The organism is Bifidobacterium sp. LH_389 (assembly GCF_056357235.1).
Window position 1 is genome coordinate 86,776 of sequence record NZ_JBKEVR010000007.1, and the last position, 22,569, is coordinate 109,344.

The 22,569-nt window shown below is 63.2% G+C and carries 14 protein-coding genes, 2 rRNA genes, 1 pseudogene and 1 CRISPR repeat array; of the genes and pseudogenes, 3 read left to right on the forward strand and 14 right to left on the reverse strand.

Annotation, left to right across the window (positions count from 1 at the left end; translation table 11 throughout):
* Positions 1–17: 17 nt before the first annotated feature.
* Complete coding sequence (locus tag AC1AZA_RS08250) at positions 18–1,430, reverse strand: MFS transporter (RefSeq protein ID WP_476514178.1); 1,413 nt, start codon at positions 1,428–1,430, stop codon at positions 18–20.
* Positions 1,431–1,534: 104 nt separating this feature from the next.
* On the opposite strand from AC1AZA_RS08250, the gene AC1AZA_RS08255 reads away from it, so the two are divergent.
* The 3 genes from AC1AZA_RS08255 to AC1AZA_RS08265 all read left to right on the forward strand — a co-directional run bounded on the left by AC1AZA_RS08255 (position 1,535) and on the right by AC1AZA_RS08265 (position 4,432).
* On the forward strand, positions 1,535–2,809 hold the full coding sequence (locus AC1AZA_RS08255; protein WP_476514179.1) for an FAD:protein FMN transferase: 1,275 nt from the start codon (positions 1,535–1,537) through the stop codon (positions 2,807–2,809).
* A gap of 282 nt (positions 2,810–3,091) precedes the next feature.
* A complete protein-coding gene (locus AC1AZA_RS08260) occupies positions 3,092–3,895 on the forward strand; it encodes a class I SAM-dependent methyltransferase (protein ID WP_476514180.1) in 804 nt (267 codons plus the stop codon).
* Positions 3,896–3,973: 78 nt separating this feature from the next.
* The gene (locus tag AC1AZA_RS08265) at positions 3,974–4,432 is read left to right on the forward strand and encodes a DUF2510 domain-containing protein (protein ID WP_476514181.1); all 459 of its coding nucleotides are present in this window, start codon (positions 3,974–3,976) and stop codon (positions 4,430–4,432) included.
* Between the two features lie 9 nt (positions 4,433–4,441).
* Here the strand turns inward: AC1AZA_RS08265 and AC1AZA_RS08270 are convergent.
* From AC1AZA_RS08270 to AC1AZA_RS08330, 13 genes and pseudogenes are all read right to left on the reverse strand, one after another.
* Positions 4,442–5,908, reverse strand: a pseudogene (locus AC1AZA_RS08270) (amino acid permease); the annotation flags it as partial.
* A gap of 141 nt (positions 5,909–6,049) precedes the next feature.
* Positions 6,050–6,673 carry a hypothetical protein gene (locus AC1AZA_RS08275; RefSeq protein ID WP_476514182.1) on the reverse strand — a complete coding sequence of 208 codons (624 nt, stop codon included), beginning with the start codon at positions 6,671–6,673 and terminating at the stop codon, positions 6,050–6,052.
* 254 nt (positions 6,674–6,927) lie between these two features.
* On the reverse strand, positions 6,928–7,296 hold the full coding sequence (gene cas2e / locus AC1AZA_RS08280; RefSeq protein ID WP_476514183.1) for a type I-E CRISPR-associated endoribonuclease Cas2e: 369 nt from the start codon (positions 7,294–7,296) through the stop codon (positions 6,928–6,930).
* Positions 7,293–8,330, reverse strand: a complete 1,038-nt coding sequence (cas1e, locus tag AC1AZA_RS08285) for a type I-E CRISPR-associated endonuclease Cas1e (RefSeq protein ID WP_476514184.1) — start codon at positions 8,328–8,330, stop codon at positions 7,293–7,295. Before cas1e ends, cas2e begins: the two co-directional genes overlap by 4 nt.
* Positions 8,331–8,333: 3 nt before the next feature.
* The gene (gene cas6e / locus AC1AZA_RS08290) at positions 8,334–9,032 is read right to left on the reverse strand and encodes a type I-E CRISPR-associated protein Cas6/Cse3/CasE (protein ID WP_476514185.1); all 699 of its coding nucleotides are present in this window, start codon (positions 9,030–9,032) and stop codon (positions 8,334–8,336) included.
* Positions 9,029–9,829, reverse strand: a complete 801-nt coding sequence (gene cas5e, locus AC1AZA_RS08295) for a type I-E CRISPR-associated protein Cas5/CasD (protein ID WP_476514186.1) — start codon at positions 9,827–9,829, stop codon at positions 9,029–9,031. Before cas5e ends, cas6e begins: the two co-directional genes overlap by 4 nt.
* Positions 9,830–9,832: 3 nt before the next feature.
* Entirely contained in the window at positions 9,833–11,008 is a 1,176-nt protein-coding gene (cas7e, locus tag AC1AZA_RS08300; RefSeq protein WP_476514187.1) for a type I-E CRISPR-associated protein Cas7/Cse4/CasC, read from the reverse strand.
* 81 nt (positions 11,009–11,089) lie between these two features.
* Positions 11,090–11,752, reverse strand: coding sequence for a type I-E CRISPR-associated protein Cse2/CasB (gene casB / locus AC1AZA_RS08305; protein WP_476514188.1), 663 nt, complete (start codon positions 11,750–11,752; stop codon positions 11,090–11,092).
* A gap of 3 nt (positions 11,753–11,755) precedes the next feature.
* Positions 11,756–13,420, reverse strand: coding sequence for a type I-E CRISPR-associated protein Cse1/CasA (gene casA, locus AC1AZA_RS08310; protein WP_476514189.1), 1,665 nt, complete (start codon positions 13,418–13,420; stop codon positions 11,756–11,758).
* Positions 13,410–16,529, reverse strand: a complete 3,120-nt coding sequence (cas3, locus tag AC1AZA_RS08315; protein ID WP_476514190.1) for a CRISPR-associated helicase Cas3' — start codon at positions 16,527–16,529, stop codon at positions 13,410–13,412. The genes casA and cas3 overlap by 11 nt, the downstream gene beginning before the upstream one ends.
* A 2-nt stretch (positions 16,530–16,531) precedes the next feature.
* Positions 16,532–17,758, reverse strand: coding sequence for a Fic family protein (locus AC1AZA_RS08320; protein WP_476514191.1), 1,227 nt, complete (start codon positions 17,756–17,758; stop codon positions 16,532–16,534).
* Positions 17,759–18,156: 398 nt separating this feature from the next.
* Positions 18,157–21,906: a CRISPR direct-repeat array (repeat unit 29 nt; unit sequence GTTTTCCCCGCACCCGCGGGGATGATCCG).
* Between the two features lie 273 nt (positions 21,907–22,179).
* Positions 22,180–22,296 (reverse strand): 5S ribosomal RNA (rrf, locus tag AC1AZA_RS08325).
* Between the two features lie 153 nt (positions 22,297–22,449).
* A 23S ribosomal RNA gene (locus AC1AZA_RS08330) occupies positions 22,450–22,569 on the reverse strand; the annotation flags it as partial.

Genomic DNA, 22,569 nt, shown 5'->3' on the forward strand with positions numbered 1-22,569 from the left:
CGGCGCGACCCCGCCGGTCATTCCTCGAGCATGCGCATCACCTTGCGCTCGTCGTAGCAGGCGAACACCACGCCGCCCAGTCCGCACAGCACCGCCGCACACACCGCCGCGATCCGGTAGCCAGTTCCGGATGCCATGCCGATCGTGGACACGCCGGTGAACAGCAGCATGGCCGCCGACTGCCCCATCTTCATCGCGAACGTACGCGCCGCGTAGAACATGCCCTGCCTGTCCTGCCCGGTGGTTCTGGAGCTCGCGTCCGCGATGTTCGCCACGATCGCCTGCGGCAGGATGCCGAACGCGGCCATGGGCACCGCTGCCGCCACCGCGAGAACCACACCCTGCGCCATGGCGGGAATGCCCGCGAGCGCACCGGATCCGAGTGCGCCGGCATAGGCGAACGCGCAGGTGAAGATCACGAACGCGGCCAGCAGCAGCCGCTTCTTGCCCACGCGGCCGGCCAGCAGGTTCACCGGCACGTAGAACAGCACGGACACGCCGGTCATGAGCACGAAGTACACGGTGGTGGTGGCTTCGGGCAGTTTGAGCAGGCTGGTCACGAAGAACGGCAGTCCGGTCTGGAACGTGGTGACGGCCACCCAGTAGACCACGTCGGAGCAGACGAACTTGCGGAATTCGCCGTCGCGGAACGTCTGTCTGAGCGACTCCACCGTGGATTCGCTGGTGGGCTGCGACTTCACGTATTCGCGCTCGTCAATGGCCAGCACCGGCACGATCATGCACACGAACGCCAGCGCCGCCATGATGGTGAACGTCAGCCGGATGGCGTTCACGCGTCCGAGCGCCGGCACGAACGTGCCCCAGATCACCGGCGCCACGTACGCCACCGCCGTGCCCACCACCCAGGTCAGGGAGATCGCGGTGGAGATGTTGAGCTGCTGCTTGGAATCATGCCCGAGTTCGGCGATCAGCGCGTTGTACGGCGTGCAGTAGAACGTGAGCGCCACGTAGTACCCGATCACGGTGACGAACAGCACGGCGGCGTTCACCCAGCTGGTTCCGTTGACCGGGCTCCAGAACACGAGCACGGTGACCACGGCCAGCGGCAGTGCGGAGTATTTGAGGAACGGCATGCGTCGGCCCGCCTTGCCGGTGCTGCGGTCCGACAGGGACGCCACGGCCGGGTCCACGAACGCGTCGAAGAACCGGGCGAACGCCGTGATGCCGCCCACCACGGTCACCACGCCCAGTATGGCCAGTCCCTGCGGCACGAACACGGTCTGGCCCTGCGCAATGGTCTCACGGTCGGGCTGGTAGAAGTACACAAGCCAGTTGGAGATGATCCCGGAGAGCAGCGCCCAGCCGAACTGGCCCACCGCGAACGCCCACACCTTGCCGCCGGGCAGGTCCTTCACCGCCCGGTCCCGTTGCCCTTGTTCCCGTTGTTCCTGCGTGTGCGCTTCGTTCATGGCCATCTCCTCACGGTCGCCGTCGACGTTGCGCTCATCCTAACATGTCTCTGGGGTGAGCCATCCGGCGCCGCAGGCCTTCGGCGGTCCCTACAATGGCTCCCATGAGCGATCTCAACCGGCGATTGTCCCACGTCACGGCGTTCGAACATGCCCTGGGCTGCGGCATCATTCTGCGCACGGCATCCCCGGTTCCCGCCGATCTGCGCGGGCGGCTCGCGGCGTTCATCGAAACCTACGAGGCCACGCTCTCCCGCTTCCGCGCCGACTCCACGGTGTCAGCCATGGCCAACGCCCCGCATGGCGGCTCGTTCGTCTTTCCTGCGTGGTCTGCCGGCCTCTTCGCCCTCTACGATCGTCTGTTCACCGCCACCTCGGGCGCGATCGACCCCTGCGTGGGCGAGGATCTCGTCCGGCTCGGCTACGGCATCGAGCTTGGCCGCGCATTCCGCGGGAGTAGCTCACAAGCCTCCCGGATGCGCTCTTTCCCGGAATCGACCCCGTCGTCCCATTCCTCAAGTGCTTCCTTAGCGGCTGTCCCGTTACCGTCCGTTTCCCCAATGCCATCCTCCTCCACCGCTTCTCTTCCCGTCACCCAACCCGCCGGCATTCCGGTCTCCAGCGCCAACGCAACGGGCGCCACGTCCGTTCGGGGACAGCGTGGGCACAATGTACCTACGATGTGCCCACGCTGTCCCCAAGGCACTGCGAAAGCCCCGGAATCTCCCCGCAACGGCCGCGCGACCGACCGCAGCTGGGACGACATGGCCCACAATGCAGCAGACCGTCCCAGCTGGACCGCCGACGTGAAACAGCACCGCGATCCCGCCAGCCGCACCGTAACGCTATCCACCCGTCGGCCCGTACGTTTGGATTTCGGGGCCGCGGGCAAAGGCTATCTCGTCGATCTCCTTGCCGTTATGCTGCGCGAACATGGCATCGCCGGACCGCTGGTGATCGACGCCGGAGGCGACCTGCGCGTGGAGGGGCTCGGCCCGGATTCGTCCGCGCTGCGCATCGGGCTCGAGGACCCATCAGACGCCGACCGCGCGGTCGGCTTGGCGCAGGTGAACAGCGGTTCGTTGTGCGCTTCCTCTCCCAGCCGGCGGCATTGGCTGGGTGCGCACCATCTCGTCAATGCGTTGAACGGCGAGCCTTCCGACAGCGTGGCGGCCTCCTGGGCGTTCGTTCCCATCGGTGCCCGAAGTTCCGCCCATCCCACCGCCGTCGCGGACGGGCTCGCCACAGCCCTGTTCGTAGCCAACCCGTCCGTGCTGCGCCGATCGTTCGCCTACGAATGCGCCCTCCTTGACGCGGGGAACGCCGATCGCACGGCCCGGTGCTCCCCCGGTTTTCCCGGCTCCTTCTTCATCACGTAGGGCCCGCACCGCCACGAAAAACAGGAGCCGACGGGAATCCTTGCCGGATATCCCATCGGCCCCTGCGTAGTGCAATGTTCGATTATTGGTTGCGACTACGGAAACCTTGACGTTCAAGAGACCGGACGGCCCATGACGACAAACCGTCCGCAACCCGTTTCCTTTCGGCGGCATTACCCGCATCAAGTTCACGGTCGAAGCCTGCGCTTCCTCTCAGCCCTATCGAGCTCCCGTTTGGTTGCAGTTCCATCTTGCAATCGCCCATGGACCTATACTGGGTCCATGACGGACACGCAATTCCATGGCAAGGCCGGCGTCTACGCGAACGCACGGCCGGGTTATCCCCGCGAGGCGTTGCAGTACGTGAACACCCTCGTTCAGGCCCGTGCCCTGGCCAATCCGGAGGGTACGGCCATGATCGCCGACGTGGGGGCGGGCACCGGCAAGTTCACCGTTCCGCTGGCGGGCCTCGGCTTCCCGGTGCTCGCCGTCGAGCCGGACGGCGACATGCGCGCCGAGCTGCGGGCGCGGACCGCATCGCTGCCCAACGTCACGGTGCTCGACGGTTCCGCCGAGCATACCGGCCTGCCGAGCCACGGCATCGACGTGATCACCGTGGCGCAGGCCCTACACTGGTTCTCCCCGTCCGGGTTCCCTGCCGAATGCCGGCGCATCGCCCGCAACGGCCGCTATCTGCTCGTCTCTCTGTACAACGTCACGTCGTTCGACTCAGCCATGAAGAACGCGGCCGGCCCGTCCGCCGTTTCAGACGGCGAGCGCGCGGCGCGCCTGTCCGGCAGCATCCGCCATTCCCGCGAAACGCAGACCCGGTTCTTCCGCAACCCCACCGTCCGGAAGTTTGCCAATCCCATCCGCTACACCAGAGATTCGTGGCGTGCCTACATGGATTCCCATTCGCACAGCCCGCTGCCCGGCAGTCCCGAATATCCCGCGCACCGCGCTTGGGTAGACGTCGCCTTCGACGCCCGCGCGGTCAACGGCATCCTGACCGACGACACCGTCTGCGTGGTCGCCAGCGAATTGTTCGATGCATCCGCGGTCACGCCGGCTTCAGTGGCTTCCTGAACGCCAAAACCGCAATTCGGCTCCGGCCGTGACGGTATCGTGAAAGCAGAAGAATAGTCGTCACGAGCAAGGATCATCATGACAGAGACACCGCAGCCCGGCTGGTACCCGGACCCTTCGGGAGACCAAACCCGTCTGCGCTGGTGGGACGGCACCCAGTGGACGGACGACTATGCGCCCGCCCAGCAGGCAACACCCCAATCGGCCCCCTACGCGCAGAATCCTTACGGCGCGAACGCCAACGGTCCATACGCCCAGCAGGGTACACCGGGACAGCAGACCTTCTACGGACAAGCGTCCTATCTGACGGACACCGATCGCAACCTCCGGCTCGCCGCGTTCGTGCTCAACCTGCTGAGCACCATCGGCACTGGCGTGCTCCTCATACCTTTGGCGTGGATGGTCCCGATGACGGTCCACAGCTGGCGGCTGTACAAGGGTGAAAGACCGAATACCACCGCGTTCGCCGTGTGCGACCTGATCTTCTGCAGCGTCATCGCCGGCGTGCTCCTGCTCATCAGCCAGAAGGAGGAGTAGTCGCCCGCATTACGGTAGCCGCGCCGGTTCCTCGGTGCGATTCTCACGGCGCCGCCACCGACGCATCAGGAAGTACACGCCGTAGCACACGGCGATGAACACGAGTTCCGCCACAAGTGCGAACCGCTGCGACTCGTCGAACACCACAAGTACGAACGACGCCGTGCACAGGGCGAACGCCGCCCACGATACCCACGGGTATCCGGGCGTACGGTATTTGAGCTCACCCACGGTGTGCCCGCCCGCCAGCCAGCGGCGTCGGAATACGATCTGGCAGTAGGCAATCGCGATCCACACCACCACAGCGGACAGGCCGGACAGCGCTACGAGCACCAGATAGACAGTGGATGCGGCGATCACCGAAGACAGCAAGGCGAGCAGACCGCCCGCCATGGCCGCGCACAGGGCGAGCATGGGCACGCCTCGCCGGTTGGTCTTGGCGAACCATCGGGGGATCAGTCCTTCGTTGCCCATGGACCATACCATGCGCGTGGACGCGTACAGGCCGGAGTTGGATGCGGAGAGTACGGCCGTGAGCACCACGAAGTTCATGATGTCACCGGCGTACGGTATGCCGATCGAATTGAACACGAGCACGAACGGGCTTTCCCCCACGCCGGCTTCACGCCATGGGATGAGCGCGCACATGACGGTGATGGATCCGATGAAGAACAGGATGAGCCTCCACAGCGTGGTGTGGATGGCTTTGGGCACGGCGGTTTCCGGGTCGCGTGTCTCTCCGGCCGTCACACCGATCAGCTCGGTGCCGGAGAACGCGAAGTTCACCGTGAGAATGGTCGCGAACACGGGCATGAATCCGTTGGGGAACATGCCGTCCCGGACCAGATTGCCGAACAGGGGTGCGTGCTGGTAGCCGGCGATGGGAATGATGCCGAAGATGGCGAGCAGACCGATGGCAATGAACGCGCAGATGGCGATCACCTTGATGCTGGCGAACAGGAACTCGGCTTCGGCGAAGAATCGTACCGAGAGCGCGTTCGCGGTGAAGATGAGCACGATGCACGCGGCGCTCCAAATCCATGTGGGCGTGTCCGAGAACCAGCGTTGCATGAGCAGTCCCGCCGCGGTGAATTCGGAGCCGAGCGCTACGGTCCAAGTGAGCCAGTATTGAATGGCGATCACGAATCCGGTCGCCGGGCCAATGAACCGTTCGGCGTACACGTGAAACGATCCGGTGACGGGCATGGCCACGGACAGTTCGCCGAGCGTGAGCATCACCAGATAGACGATGAGCGCACCGATGCCGTAGGCGAGGATCGTGCCGATGGGTCCGGCCTGCTGAATGGTGTAGCCGGAGCTGAGGAACAGGCCCGTACCGATCACCCCGCCGAGCGAGATCATCTGCAGGTGCCGCGCTTCCATGCCCCGCTTAAGATCGGTATGCAGGGTGTGGTTCTGCCGCTGCCGCTGGTCCGGCTGATTGTTCCCCGGCTGATTCATCGTTCTCCTGCTGCTCCCGCCCGTTGCGCTGACTCACCGATCCGCGGCTGGCCCGCATCGGCCGTCAACGGTCCCGAACAGTATACGCGCATCTTCCCGGCAACAGTCAACGGCTGCACCAGCCGCACCGGCAACGCATGCCGCTCACTCCCTGGCTCAGTCTCCGTTACCGGCTGCCGTACCGCCGTCAATCACCGTGCGATTCCCGATCGCCCGGCCCAACCCGACCGTCGCGGAGGCGTACGATGCCACGGCTGCACATCCGCCGCCGTCCGCCGCATCGCCTGCTGCCGTTCTGGCCAGCAGGGTCACGCGCACCTGCGCATCCGTCTCTTCGACCGTTATCCGGTACGTTTCACACACACCGCCCATGAAATACACGCGCAGCCGCATGTCGTCGATCACCGCATAGCTGGCCAGTCGTACGACACGCTCGTCGTCTGCCGGCGCCGATTGTCCGTCAACACCAGCGGCTTGCACGTTCTCGTCCTTGCGCTCGGCGGCATACGCATCCTCCACGCGCGGCAGCTGCCTGCCCGATCGATCGCCGGCGGCATTCCCCGCGCTCGCCTCCCACGGCGCCAGCCGCCCGGACGACCAGTACGACGCAGCCTCGCACTGCTCCTTGGGCGATGCACTGTGCGCCGACGACCCGGATGCGTCGTCAGACGTATCCTCGGATTCATCGCTCAGCCCTTCGCAGGAGCCGGTGTTCGCAGCGCCATCGCCGCCGGTTCCGTCGCCAATCGCCCCGGGAGCGGTCTGCACCCCGCTCCCCACCGAACTGCCGCCATCCGTCCTGGACGTTGCCGGTCCTGCTGGCCCGCTCGAAATCCCCGGCGACGCCGTTCCACACCCGCACAACGCAACAAGCCCCATTACGGCAATCCCCGTCGCTATCCATCGTCGCCATCCCGATCGTCCCATCGCCCTCACCGCTCCCCTCGCCTCACTGCGTCATCCCTTCAATGCTACCGCCCCCCATTCCTCTGTCAATGCACTGCCGGGGCAGAAGCCGCCACCGTCCGTTCCCGCTAACTTCCGAACCGTCGATACCGTGATACCTTGCTCCATCCGGTTCGCCCGCCGCCGGCCTTCCGCTCGGCATTCCTCTGCTGGGTCTTCGTGCTGTTCGGCCGCATGATGAGCTCCAGCCCGTCGTAGTCGACAGGTTGCCATTCATGCCCGCGGGTCCGGAATTCCAGACCCTGCTCGTTGTTCGCCGGGTAGACCATGACCGCCTTGCCGTCGCTCCCGAGGTTTTCCGAGATCTGTTCCCATAGCAGGTCCCTGACCCGTGCGGATACCTTGCCCACGTATACGCATGGAGCGATTTCAAAGAGCCAGCGGGTCAGATGCCCCCGAAGCTTGGGCGGCACAACGGACAGCACGACGACGATCATATTTGTGTTCCATCCTCGAACGGCGGAAAATCGTCCGTTTCGCCGCCATACCGGATTTCCGGAGCACCGGGAGCGTAGTTCTTTCCGGCCTCTTTGTATCCGGATGCCCCGGACCACAGCTGGGTCGTCACGCCGGATGTCATGTCTTCCACTTCGAGCGGCTCGGCCGCCAGTTCCTCCTCGCTCAGCAGCAGCGACCGTATGTCCTTCACGCATCGCTGCAGGAACTTGCCATCCTTCATCCGGTCTCGAACGCCCCTTCGCGCCGCGACGGACACGTCCTCCACCTGATCGGCAACAAGGTCGAATGCCAGCGGAACGGTGATGTCCACCTTGTACAGGTCTGCGATGTCGTACACGAAGCTCCGTTCATTGCGCGCATGCACGAATCCCAGTCCCGGAGCACAGCCCAACGCCACGATGACCGCGTGGACCACGCCGTACAGCGCGGTGTTGGCAGCGGACAGCGCCTTGTTGACTTCGTCGGCATCGTCGAAGTCCGTGGTTTTGTACGAGCGGCCCGACCATGCCACTCCCGTACGCGCGGATTCGCGTTCGTAGGCGCGTCTCACTCTGGTGCCTTCCTTGCCCAGCAGCTGCTGCATGGTCAACCCGTCGGTCGTTTCGTCGGGGAACCGCATGGCGTACATGCGCCGCGCCACTTTCACCCGCGTGCGTTCGGAGGAAACCAGTTTGGCCTGCGCTTCGAGCAGATGGGTCGATTGGGCGAGCGAGGCACCATGGCAGTAGTAGCGTACGCCACGCTCACCCACCCATATGCATGTGGCACGGGACTCGGCCAGCAGGCAGATGGCGGCGTAGGTGATGTTGCTGCCGGGACCGAGCATCAGCACGCTCAATGCCGCCGCGGGCACGTGTACCGTTCCGCGGGCGTCGGTGATCGTGACGGCATTGTCCGCACGGTTGACCACGCAATGCTCGGCGTACAGGAACGTGAGGCGGTCCTGCACCCTGACCAGCGAGGGCAACGGCGGAGGCTTGATGCCGGGAACCGCGGTCTTCTTTCCGCTCATGGCTCAGGCCCGTCGACAGTTTGCAGCGGCTTCGGACAGATTGCGGGAGACCGGCACCAAGGTCAGCAGGCCGAACCCATAGCCTTTCGCCCTGCCGATGCCAGTCGTCAGGGCCGTCCTCAGTAGGTCGGGATCGTCCACTGCGAGTATGCCGTCGTATACCGCCGAGACGAAGGTGACCGTGGAATCCTGCCGGGCGAAGTCGATCTTCCGTGATTCCCTCACCATGACCTCCGGCATTTCCAGCCGGTTGATGGGCATGTGGAACCCCGCTTTCCGAGCTTGCCGGTACAGCCATTCCAGTTGGTCGTCCACTTTCGTCAGTCCGGTGCGCTTTCCTCGGCATCCGGGCACTCCCGATGGTTCCGACCGCGTGGGGTTGGCCTTCAAACGGAACGCCCATTCCTGCCCTGCGGCGAGTCCTTCGAGAAACGGTTCGTATTCGCAGGTGGCTATGGCTTGCGGACCGGCACCGAATTGTGCAAACAGCACGCGGGAGTCGGGAATCCGCTCGGAGACGATGTACAGTCGGGACGGAGCGCCGCCACGCCCTTCATCCAGCCGCCACAGCGCATGCGGAGCGCCGAGCCATTCGGGATCGTTTGCTCTGGCCACGATGGCATGGAGTCTCTCCAGCGACATCATCGCCCATCGTGCGTGGCGATGACGCGGATCGATGATCACTCTGGTGAATTGCGTCATGATCGTTCTCCTTGTGAGGTCGATGCCACCGCCGTGAAGATCGCATCGCCGTCGAATACCGACGGCTGCGTCTCTTCGCGTTGCCGTTCGGATTGTCCGGCCGGTACGCTGACCGTCGGGATCGGGTGAATGTCGTCGATCAGTCGGGCAATGCGGCGTGATCCCCACCGGCGGCGGCGCGGATCGAAGGACACCGGCTCATCGGCCAGCTCATCTACGAAACCGCCGCTTTCCCGGGCATCGTCCGAGGGTTCGATGAGCACCGTCGCAAAGCAACGTTCCGGGAATGCCGCTTCCCCGCGCAGAGCCTGCCGCTGGTACCATTCCTCCGCCTGCCAAGGAATTTCTTGCAATGCCTCTTCCAGCGATTTGTCCAGCAGCCATGTGCGCAACGGCCCGTCCGGCGGGCAGGAGCGTCGTCCGAGGAACAACGGATAGTACGGCCGAGCTAATGCCTGTCGGTAGGCGCCCAATTCCTGCTCGTCTTCGCTTTCCAGTCCCGCAAGGAACACGGCGTCCTGCAGGTAGTAGCGGCGAGACAGCGGCAACATCTCGCCGCGATCGTTCTTGGCGGTGTGGTAGTCGGACAGAAGCGTACCGGGCTGATCGATGCGCACGCCGAACCGCAAACCGCGGAACCGTTCCAGCGAGCCCCATCTCGGTATGCCCAGAGCCGCCGCGACCATGCCGATCACACCGCTTTTGGTCGGGGCGCTTTCCGTCTCACGCCGGGTATACCGGCTGCTGGCCCCCCATGACTGCATGGGAGCGGCCAGTCTGATCAGCAGTACCGCCATGGCTCACTCCTGCGCTGCAGTGCCGAGACGATCACGGACCGCCGCTTCGACGCCCTCAAGCAGTTCCCTCATGGACGTAGGTTCGGCAAGCTGATCGGCGGCTGCGGTGTCGTCTCCCACGCGAACCACCCATGTGTGCACGGGCGCTATGTCGTAAGCGCGTTCGAAGTCCTTTTCTCGCCGCACCAATGCCTCGGTGGCGTGCTGCACATAGTCAGGCTCCACCGGGCGCGTGAACGCCCCCACCAGGTTCACGGCTTGGGTGTCGCGCAGGTTGACCACTGCCAGATCCGGCAGCGTCCCTTGGGCGAAGGTGCTGACCTTGCCCTGCGGCATGCTGAACAGGAATCCCTTGATGAATGCCGCGACGGCCTTTGCCGTTGCGTTGGCATCTCCCAGAACGTCGTTGAGCCGGTTCACGTCCACGTTGGCGTAACGGTAGTAGGTGGCGGCGTTGAATTCGATCTGTCCCATCATGGCTGCGCCCGAATCGCCTTCGTCCTCGCTGTTGCGCTTGACGTCATCGACCGCGGTGAAGAAATCGGATTCGGTATCCACCGCATGTACGCTGATGGCGTTCGCCACCTGCACCGTGGCGTCCACGTTCAGGTCGGTGTCGTCGGCCACCATGCGACCGAACAGCGCCACATCAACGGATCGGTCGTTGGCTACGATCTGCTTGATGCGTTTCTTCACGTCCTTGTCTTTGATTCGCTTCGCCGGATCGTCCTGTTCCAGTGCGTCGACGGCTATGGCCGCCAACTGGTCGTATTGGCGATTACCCATGAACAGCAGGTACTTGGATTGCTGCAAGGCGTTGTCCTCGTCATCGCCCTTTTTGGCGCGGGGCTTGTCCAGCTTGATGCCGGCACCGTCGCGGAGCACGCTTTCCGCCGCCTTCACTGCGGATTCAGGGTCCGTTCCGGGAGCAAGTTCCAGAATGCGGTCCCGCAGTACTTCGACGACGCGTTTGGTGCGTATGCCGAGATCCTTGGGATCGAGCAGGGTCCGGAACATTTCCCTGGTGGGGCGTTTCCACGCCTGACTGGAAACGCGTGCGCGCTTGACGCCGCCGTATTCGAGTGTCTTGGGGCTGCCTGTGTCGTCTCGGTTCAGGTTGCTCGCCGAGGTGGTTTCCAGTGCGTGGATTTCGATGATGGTACGGGTGCTGTCGGTCATGATGGTTCCTTTGCGTTGTGCTGGCGGATTGTTGCAATAACTACGGATAAGCGAGGGAGCGGAGACGGAATGCCCCGGACGTTACGATTGCGTCTTGCCGTCTTCGAGTTGTCTGTGACGATAGGCACTCTGGAAGTCACGTCCCCATCGCATACGTACGGCATTGGCTCTGTCACGATCCGACTGCAATGCCATGAGATCCTGCGCGAGCAGTCCGTAGTTCAGGGCAATGCGTTCCCGTTTGAGCAGCTTGACCATGCTCAGCGTATGCCGGATCAGTTCCTTCCAGCTTCCGGAAGTCTGCAGCTGATCGAAGAGACGCCGGATTCCCGTTTCGTTGAAGTTGCCGTAGGCCATGCGTCCCACCGCTCGGCCAAGTGATATGTCTTCGTCGGTATGCATGGGCATGTCATGGATGGACTGCTGTTGCACCGCGTACAGCGTTACGGCTGCATGGGCGGCGCGTTCCTGCGGCGTCGGTTCGTCCCGGTATCGGTCGACGGGCCCCGTAACGTCGGGATCGTCCGTGTCCGGCATGGTCCATTCGAAGATGTCCGGGTCCATCCCCACCTCATGTCCCACCGCATGCCGCAGTCTGGCTATGGCCGCGGTCGCGTACGCATCGTTTCGGATGTATCCGCCGTGTTTGACGCCGGATGAGGCGCGGCCGCCGGTTGCCAGCAGCCGCACTCGCCCGCTGACCCACTTGCCGAACGGCGTAAGTGCAATGTAGTGCCTGTCCATACGTCACTGCCCTTTCTGGTCGGGGAATATGGAGTTGAGTTTGCCGCGATACCAGATCTCGGCCAGTGCCGCGGAATAGTGCTGTGGCTCGCCGCTCGGCGTGGCAACGACTCGTCCGACGATGGCACGAACGGGTGCCTGCGCGGCGAGCTGCATTCCCAATCGCACCAGCAGGCGCTTGGCGATGCGGTTCCATTGCGACCGCAGCGCGGCAATGTTGCCGTCGCTGTCGATGCCACGGACCCATTGTCGAAATGCGCTGTCGAAAGCCGCATATCCCAGTTCTCCCGCCTGCTGCCGCGGCCGGTCGGTCGGCAGCCCTGCGGCAAGCGCGAGGTTTGCCGCAAAGGAGCGTAAGGCGATAACCCCTTGGTCAACGTTGTTGACCGCTTCCTGCAGCATCTTTCCCATCTGCGGGTTCCTCGAGGTGAGCACCACCAGATTGAGATCGAGCACGTCGTCCACCGTCGCGTCGATTACGGCGTCGTTGTTGCCGTATTCAACGCCGAAGGCATGGAGCCGAACCGGAATCGGCCGATTCGCGCATACTGTGGACAGCCATCGCAGCGAATACGGCCGCAATGCAGCGGAAGCCTCCGAGGAATCGCTCGTCTGGGCTTCCACGGTCAGTGTCGGCAGACCTCGCCACAGGGCACGGCTCGGGTCGTGTTTGCGAGGCATGTATACCCGTGGATGCTTCAGCGTCTTTTCCTGAGCGGGACTCCGCCGCCACCCGGTCATCATTTCATAGGCCTGCGCATTCTGCGGCTTGAGCCGGTCTCCGTTGCATACCAGTACTCCGGTGACAGTTTCGCCGTGATGCGCCAGCAGAATCCTGCGCGACTGCCATGTCAGCAGCGTTGCAGGCCCGTGGAAGAACGAGGTTTCCGCCACTCGCTCGGCGGCCTGATCGAATCCTTCCGCAGCGCAAGCGGTATACGCCGGTCGTTCCCACGCCGGCGCATCGTCGTCCCAATTCACGCCGGAATCGGAGGCGTCGAGCACGTCCTCTCCCACAAAGTTCAGCATCAGCGTCTGCCATAGGGTCGCTCCTTCCACCAGCAGCCCTCCCAAATGCCCGGTCCACGCCACACCGATGGGGTAACCCTTCCCTCCTTTGACGCGCGGATCACCCACCGCTCCGGATTTGATGCCGGAGGCGTCGTATGCCTGCACGGTGACCAGCCAACGGGCGGCTTCGGCGGCATCCATGGAAGCGAGTCCGTCTCCGGCGCGCGTGGTGAAGAACGGTTCGCCGCTCGGAACGTCCAGTATCAGGCGTTCCAGCCCAAATACCTCATGCTTGGCCGTGTGCAGTCCGGCGACCTGATAGAACGGCGCCTCATCGTCGAACAGATCGAACCGGCCTTCCTGCTCTTCGCAATACTCGTGGATCGCCTGCCGCACGGCTGGGTCGGTGGGCCCGAGATCAAACAGGTTTTGCCATTCCGCAACGGAGAAGTCGTGCCCGAACGTGCCGTACAGCACCGAGATCAGCAGTCTGGTCAGTGCGAAACGCTGCAGGGGCATGTCGCCGTCGATGCTGCGGATTGTTGGGGACAGATCAATCACATCTCTGATCGACAGCATCCGGTGGGTGCCGTCAAGCATGGTGGCGGGAATCCAAGGCCGGCGCATCAGATTGAAGGAAATTCCATTACTCGGCATCGGTTTGCCACCCTTTCTCCTTCGAATACCGGAATCGCATCGTTGTCGCCTTTCTGAGTTTGCCGCCTTTGGTTTTGCTCGGCAACGTGTATTGCGCTTCCCCGCTATGGTCCAACACTACCAGCAGCTGGCCCGTCAGATTGCGATTCTGCGTCATGTAGGTACGCCATTGATCCGGTACGGCGAGTTCCAACGCTTCGATGGCGTCGTCGATGTCTACGTAGTTCAACGCCGATGGTCCGAGGGAAATGGCGCAGGACAGTATGTCCCTTACCTGTTGTCGACTCGGCGGCTCAGCCATGCCGGCAGGCAGGGCAGTTTCGTCGAATTCACCCCAATATGGCAGCTGAAGGTTACCGTCTTCGTCCCGTTGCAGCACGATCACTTCGAAGGAATCATCGGTTTCGCGAACACCGGCGGCAACAAGGCGCTGCTGGGAGATTCCCGGCGTGTCCGGGTCCGGCAAGTTCACGGCCAGCCAGTTGTCCAAGGAGAACGGGGATCGCTTCCATTGCGGGTTGAAGATGCGCAGTTGCCCCGCCATGTTCTCGCTATGCTCACGCTGCTCCGCCAGATGCCGCTTCGCCGTCTTTTCTCCTTTCGGACCGCTGCGCCAGGACGGCGGGCACACATCCGCATCCTCGCCGTATACGTTCTGAACCATGCGAGGGATGTCGCTGGGAACGTTCATCCGCACGGCGTCACCGAATGCCGTCAGACCCGTCACCGCCAGAGAACGCATGAGCAGATACCGTGCGTACACTCGGCTGGCGAATTCCGGCGGTTCACCGGATTCAAGCCCGCCGGTCACGCCTGTGATGAACAGTTTGGCCGTTCTCAGCCGATTCGGGCGATCGGATTCCCCGTCACCACGGCGATGCCGATGCAACCGGCCCGCTCGCTGCAATATGAGATCGATCGGGGCGATGTCGGTGATCATCAGGTCGAAGTCCACGTCGAGCGACTGTTCCACGACCTGCGTTGCGACAACTATGCCTCTGCGTTGCCTTGGCCCGCTGTTCTTGCCGTAGCGTCGGATCAGTTCCCGGTCGATGCGCGCCCGATCGAAGGCGAGGAAACGGGAATGCGCCAGCGTCACGTCAACGTCCAAGGCCCGCGAGAGCAGCTCGTACGTGTGCTGTGCGCGCGATACCGTGTTACGGATGACTACGGCGCATCCACCGTCATGCAGCTGTTCACGCAGGAGCTTCACCAACGTGGCGTCGTCATCCGCAATCAGTGCGACATGGATGCCGAGGGACCGCCCGGATGGCGCAGGGGCGGAATCCAGTATGCCGTCCGCGGCGGCCTGGCTGATCAGCGGATAGCGCAGGTCAAGGTCCGTCTCCGTTGACTTTCCATCGCGCTCGCCCAGGCCATCCGCAGTTGGATGCGCTGCCGCATCGAATCGTCGTCTGCGTCGCCGCACCGGTATGTCGACCGATTCGCCGGAGGCAAAGGCAGCTGTCAGGGATTCGACGTCACGAGTCGCACGCGCACCTTGACGATAGGCATGCAGAAACGCCTGACGACGCTGCTGGGGCAACGTGGCGCTGAGCATGATCACCGGCGTTCCGTATGCTCCCAGCCAAGCCAATACCGTCTCCATGTAAACGTTCATATAGGCGGTGTTGGAGTGAATCTCGTCCAGAATCACCACTTTGCCGGCGAGTGCGAGATGGCGCAGCACCACGTGCTTGCTGCGCAGCCCCGCCATGAGCACCTGATCGATAGTTCCGACGACGAAATCGGAGAGGTTGCCGCGTTTGGGACCGGTCAGCCACGCATTGACGACGGCCTGCATCGACTGGTGCAAAGCGGCCGAGCCGGAGTCCCACCCATCGTCGTACACAAGTCCCCGGGACTCTTCCTTTTGGAAATCCCCGTCCAGTCCGCTACCGTCGTCGAACCATTGTTCGCGCATGCGCTCGTATTCGTCGTTGAGTGCGCGTTTGCCGTGTGCCAGGAACAACGACGCCATTCCGCTTTTCTGTTCAGCGGGCAGATGTCCCACCCAATCGAGCACGCGCGTGAACATGGCGTTGACCGTTGCCTGCGTCGGCAGTGCATAGTACACGCCGCCGCAACGGAATCGCGCAGCCAATATCTCGGCGGCCAGCAGCGCAGCTTCCGTTTTGCCTTCGCCCATGTTGGCTTCAATGATCATCAGTCCCGGCTTGGCCATGCTTTGGGCCATGCGAATCGCCTCGCGTTGCACGGGACGCAATCTTGCATTGGGGATATCGAATTGTCCGGCGAAGGCTTCGTCAGGATCAGGCATACCGACCGGAGGCGTCCACGGTCTGGGGAGACGCAGCATGCGCCATGCACGTTCAGCCCTGCGATGTGGGTCAAAGCACTGCTCGTCTAAGGGCCCTTCGTTCAGAGGGAACAGCCTTGTATCGCTGGCTATCCAGTCTGCGATGATCACCAATCCCGTGAGCAGAATCTGCGTCCTGCGGCGCAAAGGACGGTCCTGAAGATGTTGCAGTGTCTTGGCAAAATCGACGGCAATCCAATCCAGCAGCTCGCTGCGAACTACACTCCAAGCACGGTCCCCGATGAATTCCTCCGCACGAGAGTCGTTCAGCAGTTCACGCTTCTCGCTAGTCAACGACGTGCCATGGTGCCCTGCAACTATGCATGCAACCCCATCCGCGAAGCTTCCTTCCTCCGTGGATGCGCCCTGCGTGCGGAACCATTCGTGAAGGGCTTGGTATCCCACGAGCTCGTGACGGAATTTCGATCGCAAGGAGTCCGCTGCGATTGCCGGTTCTATGCGAAGGCCGCCATGCATGCGTATCTTGTCTGCAAATTCGGGTACCTGCACGGCAAACGCCGGCGATGCCTTGCCGACGTCATGAATCGTTGCAACGAAGAGGTACAGGTCTCGGGCCATTTCCTCGTTGCCGATGTCATCGGCCAGAACGGATCTGACATTGCATGGAAGGAAATCATCCCACACATGCGCGGCGATGGCGCCTGTATCCTCCATGTGCTGCCACAGCTGCAGGTATCGGGTATCCAACGGATCCTGATACACGCTTTTCGCCCATATCGACAAGGCTTGCGGCGATAGCTGCGGCATTCCTCGATGGCTGCTCCGCATGGCTATTCCCTTCTCAGATGTTTGGCGTAATCATCCAGCACCCGGATAATGCCCACGTGTTCCCAAACCTTGTTTCTGCGTCCGCCCATGATTTCGGTCAGCACGCCCCGATCGGTCAGCGTTGCGATTGCGCGGCGCGCCGCGGGCGGGCTGAGTCCCATGGTCGCAGTGAGGTATTCCTGATTGACGATTGGCTGTTCGATCAGCTTTGGCAGTACCTGCCAGGATGCGGCGTCACTGCGTACGCCGTGGAGTGCCTGCCGTGATTGTTCCAGTTGGGCTGTCAAATCATCGATGAGCTGGATTCCCGTTGCTGCGGCATACCGGCATGCATGGGCGAAGCATTCCACAATGGGTCTGGCATCTCCCGAGCGATAGGCGGCCAACGCGTCGAAGTAACGCTCGGTGTCCGTCAGCAATCCCGCGGATACCGGCGGAGTGACGTTGTCGGTCAACTCCTTGTTGCGCAAAATGGCATGGACCAGCGCACGCCCTACCCGACCGTTGCCGTCCGCGAACGGATGGATGGTTTCGAACTGTGCGTGCGCGATCGCGCACTGAAGGATGACGGGAAGATCATCGCGGCCGATGAATTCGAGCAGGTCTGCAATGAGAGGACGAACCAGTTCCGGTTGCGGACCGACATGGCTGGCATGCAACGGTCCCGCCGAACTGCTGCCGACCCACACCAGTTCGTTCCGGTACCGGCCGGCGTATTCCTCCCAGTTCGTTTGGTGAGATAGCAGCGCATGATGCATGGCGAGCAGATTCGGCTCGCTGATGTCACCAGCCAGCTTCAAGGCCGCTTCCATGGCCCGTACGTTACCTACCACGACGGCCGCATTGCCGCCCTTGCCTTCCCCCAATTCCTGCAATGCCAGATTCTTGGCTCCGACCGTCAGATTCTCGATCTGCGACGACGATGTCGATTCCGTACGCAATAGGATTGAAGACATCGGCCCCATCACATGTCCTCCGGCGCCGAATCGAGATGTGGCATACGCGTCCAGCCTCCCGAGGTCACGAGCGGATTCCTCCATGGTGGCACTGATATCGGGCGGAATCACAGGTGAATACCCTGCGATATGCGCAGGCACTGCAGAGTAATACTCTCCCGTCTCCCGGCGTCTCTCGCTGCGGGAGATATAGGCGTCCTCGCGCGGACGCCAGTAATGCCGTTCTCTGCCCATCGGCGGCACAAGAAGGGGCTGAAGATCGTTAAGTGTCATCAGATCCCCTCCTTTGGGTCGGTTGCCGCATCAACATAAAGCTTATACAGCTATATTAATACCCATCTTTAAAAAATCAATACAAGCTTCCTTAATTAACCCCGCCAATGCAAGGATTCTTTATTCACCGATATTTATACCCGGTTCACATCCGCATTGCGGATCGACGGTGTATGATACCAGTCCCCCCGTATCGGCATCCACCTGTATGTTGTTTCCCAAAATCCCGGTATTCCGGCTCTCTGCTGAACGCGATACACTATGGTCATCACAGCAGACAGGTCATGAGGAGGACTATGCCGCCACTTTCAGTCAGCGCGCTTCCCGCCGGTCCGTCAACTGCACGAATCAAATATTTCTCCTTGCAATTCCCCAAGTTTTCCGCATAAAATCAGACTGTTTTCCCCGCACCCGCGGGGATGATCCGGCATCTACGTCTACGACAAACCCGAAGACCAAGTTTTCCCCGCACCCGCGGGGATGATCCGTCGATGGCGGCTTCGCTGTGCTGTTTGGTGCCGTTTTCCCCGCACCCGCGGGGATGATCCGCTGGGGTTCGCTCGGGGACAGGGCGGCGATGGGTTTTCCCCGCACCCGCGGGGATGATCCGGTCATGACCTTGGAGGACACCGCCAAGCTCATGTTTTCCCCGCACCCGCGGGGATGATCCGACGCCGGTCTTCATGTACGTGGCGTTCAGGTAGTTTTCCCCGCACCCGCGGGGATGATCCGCGGACGACACCACCAACGCGGACGGCACCACCGTTTTCCCCGCACCCGCGGGGATGATCCGATGTAGAGCTGGGTGAGTTCCTTTTCGAAGGTGTTTTCCCCGCACCCGCGGGGATGATCCGGCTGGGGCGAAAGCCTCGACGCCGTCGCCGACGTTTTCCCCGCACCCGCGGGGATGATCCGGTCTTCGCGGCGGCGAGCATGGAGGCGTCGCCGTTTTCCCCGCACCCGCGGGGATGATCCGACGCCATCGACGCAATCAGGGAAGGACAAAACGTTTTCCCCGCACCCGCGGGGATGATCCGGCGACTAGCGGCGCGGACAAGGCGGCCGCCACGTTTTCCCCGCACCCGCGGGGATGATCCGGCGCCGGTGATGTTGTACACGTCGCCCTTCTTGTTTTCCCCGCACCCGCGGGGATGATCCGGCGAGAAGCCAAGGCGACGCAACCACAACGGCGTTTTCCCCGCACCCGCGGGGATGATCCGGAACGATGGCATTCGAGGTGAGGGGCTGCGGGGTTTTCCCCGCACCCGCGGGGATGATCCGCAGGTGCAGGCGATTCCGTGGCTGGCGAATAGGTTTTCCCCGCACCCGCGGGGATGATCCGTTCGTACGCGTTGCTGGAGGATTCCTCCATTTGTTTTCCCCGCACCCGCGGGGATGATCCGGCGAGGACGACTGGAACGCCGAAGCCGTCGACATTTTCCCCGCACCCGCGGGGATGATCCGTTCCCGCACCATGCGGGTTCGCTGTCGCCGTCGTTTTCCCCGCACCCGCGGGGATGATCCTACCGCAAATGGGACAAGGCGAGGGAGAACGACGTTTTCCCCGCACCCGCGGGGATGATCCGTGGATAGCGGCAAACGGCAATCTGAAAAACCCGTTTTCCCCGCACCCGCGGGGATGATCCGGGGTTGGCCTTCATCGTGGAGCCGAGGGTTTTGTTTTCCCCGCACCCGCGGGGATGATCCGCACTCGCGCGAATGGGAGAAACGCGCCAAGGAGTTTTCCCCGCACCCGCGGGGATGATCCGCGATGTCGGACCTGATGCCGTTGAGCGAATCGGTTTTCCCCGCACCCGCGGGGATGATCCGGCGCTGCTCCGCCCCGGCCGTATCCTACTGGGGTTTTCCCCGCACCCGCGGGGATGATCCGGTTTGGGTGACCCCCTGCTTCGTGGTGACGGTGTTTTCCCCGCACCCGCGGGGATGATCCGCATAGACAGATGGCTGGCCTCACTCAAGGCCGGTTTTCCCCGCACCCGCGGGGATGATCCGGCACCGGCAGCAGCGCACTGCACGAGGCATCGGTTTTCCCCGCACCCGCGGGGATGATCCGCGGACGACACCACCAACGCGGACGGCACCACCGTTTTCCCCGCACCCGCGGGGATGATCCACGTCCGCGAAGCTGCGCTACGGCTCCGCCAACGTTTTCCCCGCACCCGCGGGGATGATCCGTCGGTGGAGTTGTAGCCGCCTGCGACCTGCCAGTTTTCCCCGCACCCGCGGGGATGATCCGTCGTCTGCGGCGAGGTTGTCGTAGAGGTTCATGTTTTCCCCGCACCCGCGGGGATGATCCGTCGGTGAGGTTCATGAGCGTTCGGCTGATGCGGTTTTCCCCGCACCCGCGGGGATGATCCGATGCGGCTGCCGTTGCGGAACCTGATTTCCTCGTTTTCCCCGCACCCGCGGGGATGATCCTCTCTCGGCTTCCGTGGGCTACGGTCGGTCCTGGTTTTCCCCGCACCCGCGGGGATGATCCGGCCCGAACGACAGACGACCAGGACTAGGAGCAGTTTTCCCCGCACCCGCGGGGATGATCCGTTCCAGGCCGGCGTGTGAATGCTGGAGTGGACGTTTTCCCCGCACCCGCGGGGATGATCCGCGGCCCGCGCGCGGTAGCCCCCGCACCCGTACGTTTTCCCCGCACCCGCGGGGATGATCCGGTGCCGTCGAAGTCGTCGGGGCGTGTGTACAGGTTTTCCCCGCACCCGCGGGGATGATCCGCCACCCATATGATGCAGCAGCAGGCGGATCAGGTTTTCCCCGCACCCGCGGGGATGATCCGTCCTGCGACAGTTGGCTGATTCGTGACTGCATGTTTTCCCCGCACCCGCGGGGATGATCCGCACCCGCAGTCCCCGATCGGCATGTCGCCTATGTTTTCCCCGCACCCGCGGGGATGATCCGCCATGCCCGTGGGCAGGGCGAGGCGCTGCCATGTTTTCCCCGCACCCGCGGGGATGATCCGGGGTTCATGCCCATCGACGTGAAGGACTCGTGGTTTTCCCCGCACCCGCGGGGATGATCCGACCGTGAAGAGCGCGAACTGGATGACCTTCTGGTTTTCCCCGCACCCGCGGGGATGATCCGACCATGAACCACATGTTCCCCGACGAACTGAGGTTTTCCCCGCACCCGCGGGGATGATCCGACCAGCACGGATGCCGCGGGGGAGACCCCAACGTTTTCCCCGCACCCGCGGGGATGATCCGAACGGCACCCCGTACATGCAGCTGCGGTTCGCGTTTTCCCCGCACCCGCGGGGATGATCCGTCCCGTTCCCATTCGGGGCAGACGGTGACGCCGTTTTCCCCGCACCCGCGGGGATGATCCGAATCGGCTTCATTTCAACGGTTGTGTGGGTCCGTTTTCCCCGCACCCGCGGGGATGATCCGGATGCGGATGGGGAGCCGGTGCGCACGCCCATGTTTTCCCCGCACCCGCGGGGATGATCCGGGCCTGCGCACCGCGACGAACAGCCGACGCCCGTTTTCCCCGCACCCGCGGGGATGATCCGGAGTTTCGATTTCCATGCGTTTCCTGCACATGGTTTTCCCCGCACCCGCGGGGATGATCCGTCTACAGCCCCTCTCTTGCCGTAATGGCGGGAGTTTTCCCCGCACCCGCGGGGATGATCCGGACGAAGCCGCCCAATACACGCTCCACCCGGCGTTTTCCCCGCACCCGCGGGGATGATCCGCCTGGCGTCGACCCTTTCGCGTTCCTTCGCACGTTTTCCCCGCACCCGCGGGGATGATCCGGTCGGGGCCGGGTGAGAGGCGGTCTTAATTGAGTTTTCCCCGCACCCGCGGGGATGATCCTGGCACGCCCACCGGCCAGTGGAAGGGCGTCCAGTTTTCCCCGCACCCGCGGGGATGATCCGACCTAAGACACATAGGAGACTGACCGAACGAGGTTTGCCCCGCACCCGCGGGGATGATCCGGACATGGCCAAGTGAGCAGGCCCGCGCCGGACGTTTTCCCCGCACCCGCGGGGATGATCCGGGCATGCGCGTCATCGCGCAAGGCCGACTCCAGTTTGCCCCGCACCCGCGGGGATGATCCGGTCACGAGCGCACCGGCCACCATCACCGGCGTGTTTGCCCCGCACCCGCGGGGATGATCCTCACGGAGGAGGCGGAGCGTGGCGCATAGCGCGGTTTGCCCCACACCCGGGGGATGATCCGGCAAGGAGTTTTCGTCTGTTCTTCGGGGTGTGGGTGGTTCGGGTTTGCGGTTGCGTTCCCCGGCCAATGCCCGCGATAGCCGGACACCCCGGCATGACGGTATCCGCACTCAGGCTGCAATCGGCAAGGAACGGCGGGACAAGCGTCGAACAGCCCGCCCGAATACGAAAACGGCCCGGAGGGAGACATCCCTCCGGGCCGTTGTAAGTGTATTTGCGGCGGTGTGTTACTCTCCCACACTCTCTCGGGTGCAGTACCATCACCGTGCCAGGCCTTAGCTACCGGGTTCGGAAAGGGACCGGGCGTGACCCCTGGGCCATGACCACCGCAAAAACCAACGCATGGTGGCGGTCCGGGAACCGGACAATGGACGCGAGCAACCCTCGTTGCCTGTCGTTGTGTGAAGCACGCTTGTGCTCCGTGCCGCAGACGAATCCGACGCCCAACCATCCCACGCACACGCACTCCCGGAAGAAGGCGTGTGTCGTGTTGGCGTTCCCCCATTAGTACCGGTCAGCTCCACCGCTCGCGCGGCTTCCACGTCCGGCCTATCAACCACGTGTTCCACATGGAGGGTACAGACCCCAAGAGGGGTCAAGGAAT

What these genes read in the sequence shown, in the direction of transcription:
- AC1AZA_RS08250 (WP_476514178.1), bottom strand. Translation starts at nt 1,430, where the DNA reads ATGAACGAAGCGCACACGCAGGAACAACGGGAACAAGGGCAACGGGAC.
- AC1AZA_RS08255 (WP_476514179.1), top strand. Translation starts at nt 1,535, where the DNA reads ATGAGCGATCTCAACCGGCGATTGTCCCACGTCACGGCGTTCGAACAT.
- AC1AZA_RS08260 (WP_476514180.1), top strand. Translation starts at nt 3,092, where the DNA reads ATGACGGACACGCAATTCCATGGCAAGGCCGGCGTCTACGCGAACGCA.
- AC1AZA_RS08265 (WP_476514181.1), top strand. Translation starts at nt 3,974, where the DNA reads ATGACAGAGACACCGCAGCCCGGCTGGTACCCGGACCCTTCGGGAGAC.
- cas2e (WP_476514183.1), bottom strand. Translation starts at nt 7,296, where the DNA reads ATGATCGTCGTCGTGCTGTCCGTTGTGCCGCCCAAGCTTCGGGGGCAT.
- cas1e (WP_476514184.1), bottom strand. Translation starts at nt 8,330, where the DNA reads ATGAGCGGAAAGAAGACCGCGGTTCCCGGCATCAAGCCTCCGCCGTTG.
- cas6e (WP_476514185.1), bottom strand. Translation starts at nt 9,032, where the DNA reads ATGACGCAATTCACCAGAGTGATCATCGATCCGCGTCATCGCCACGCA.
- cas5e (WP_476514186.1), bottom strand. Translation starts at nt 9,829, where the DNA reads ATGGCGGTACTGCTGATCAGACTGGCCGCTCCCATGCAGTCATGGGGG.
- cas7e (WP_476514187.1), bottom strand. Translation starts at nt 11,008, where the DNA reads ATGACCGACAGCACCCGTACCATCATCGAAATCCACGCACTGGAAACC.
- casB (WP_476514188.1), bottom strand. Translation starts at nt 11,752, where the DNA reads ATGGACAGGCACTACATTGCACTTACGCCGTTCGGCAAGTGGGTCAGC.
- casA (WP_476514189.1), bottom strand. Translation starts at nt 13,420, where the DNA reads ATGCCGAGTAATGGAATTTCCTTCAATCTGATGCGCCGGCCTTGGATT.
- cas3 (WP_476514190.1), bottom strand. Translation starts at nt 16,529, where the DNA reads ATGCGGAGCAGCCATCGAGGAATGCCGCAGCTATCGCCGCAAGCCTTG.
- AC1AZA_RS08320 (WP_476514191.1), bottom strand. Translation starts at nt 17,758, where the DNA reads ATGACACTTAACGATCTTCAGCCCCTTCTTGTGCCGCCGATGGGCAGA.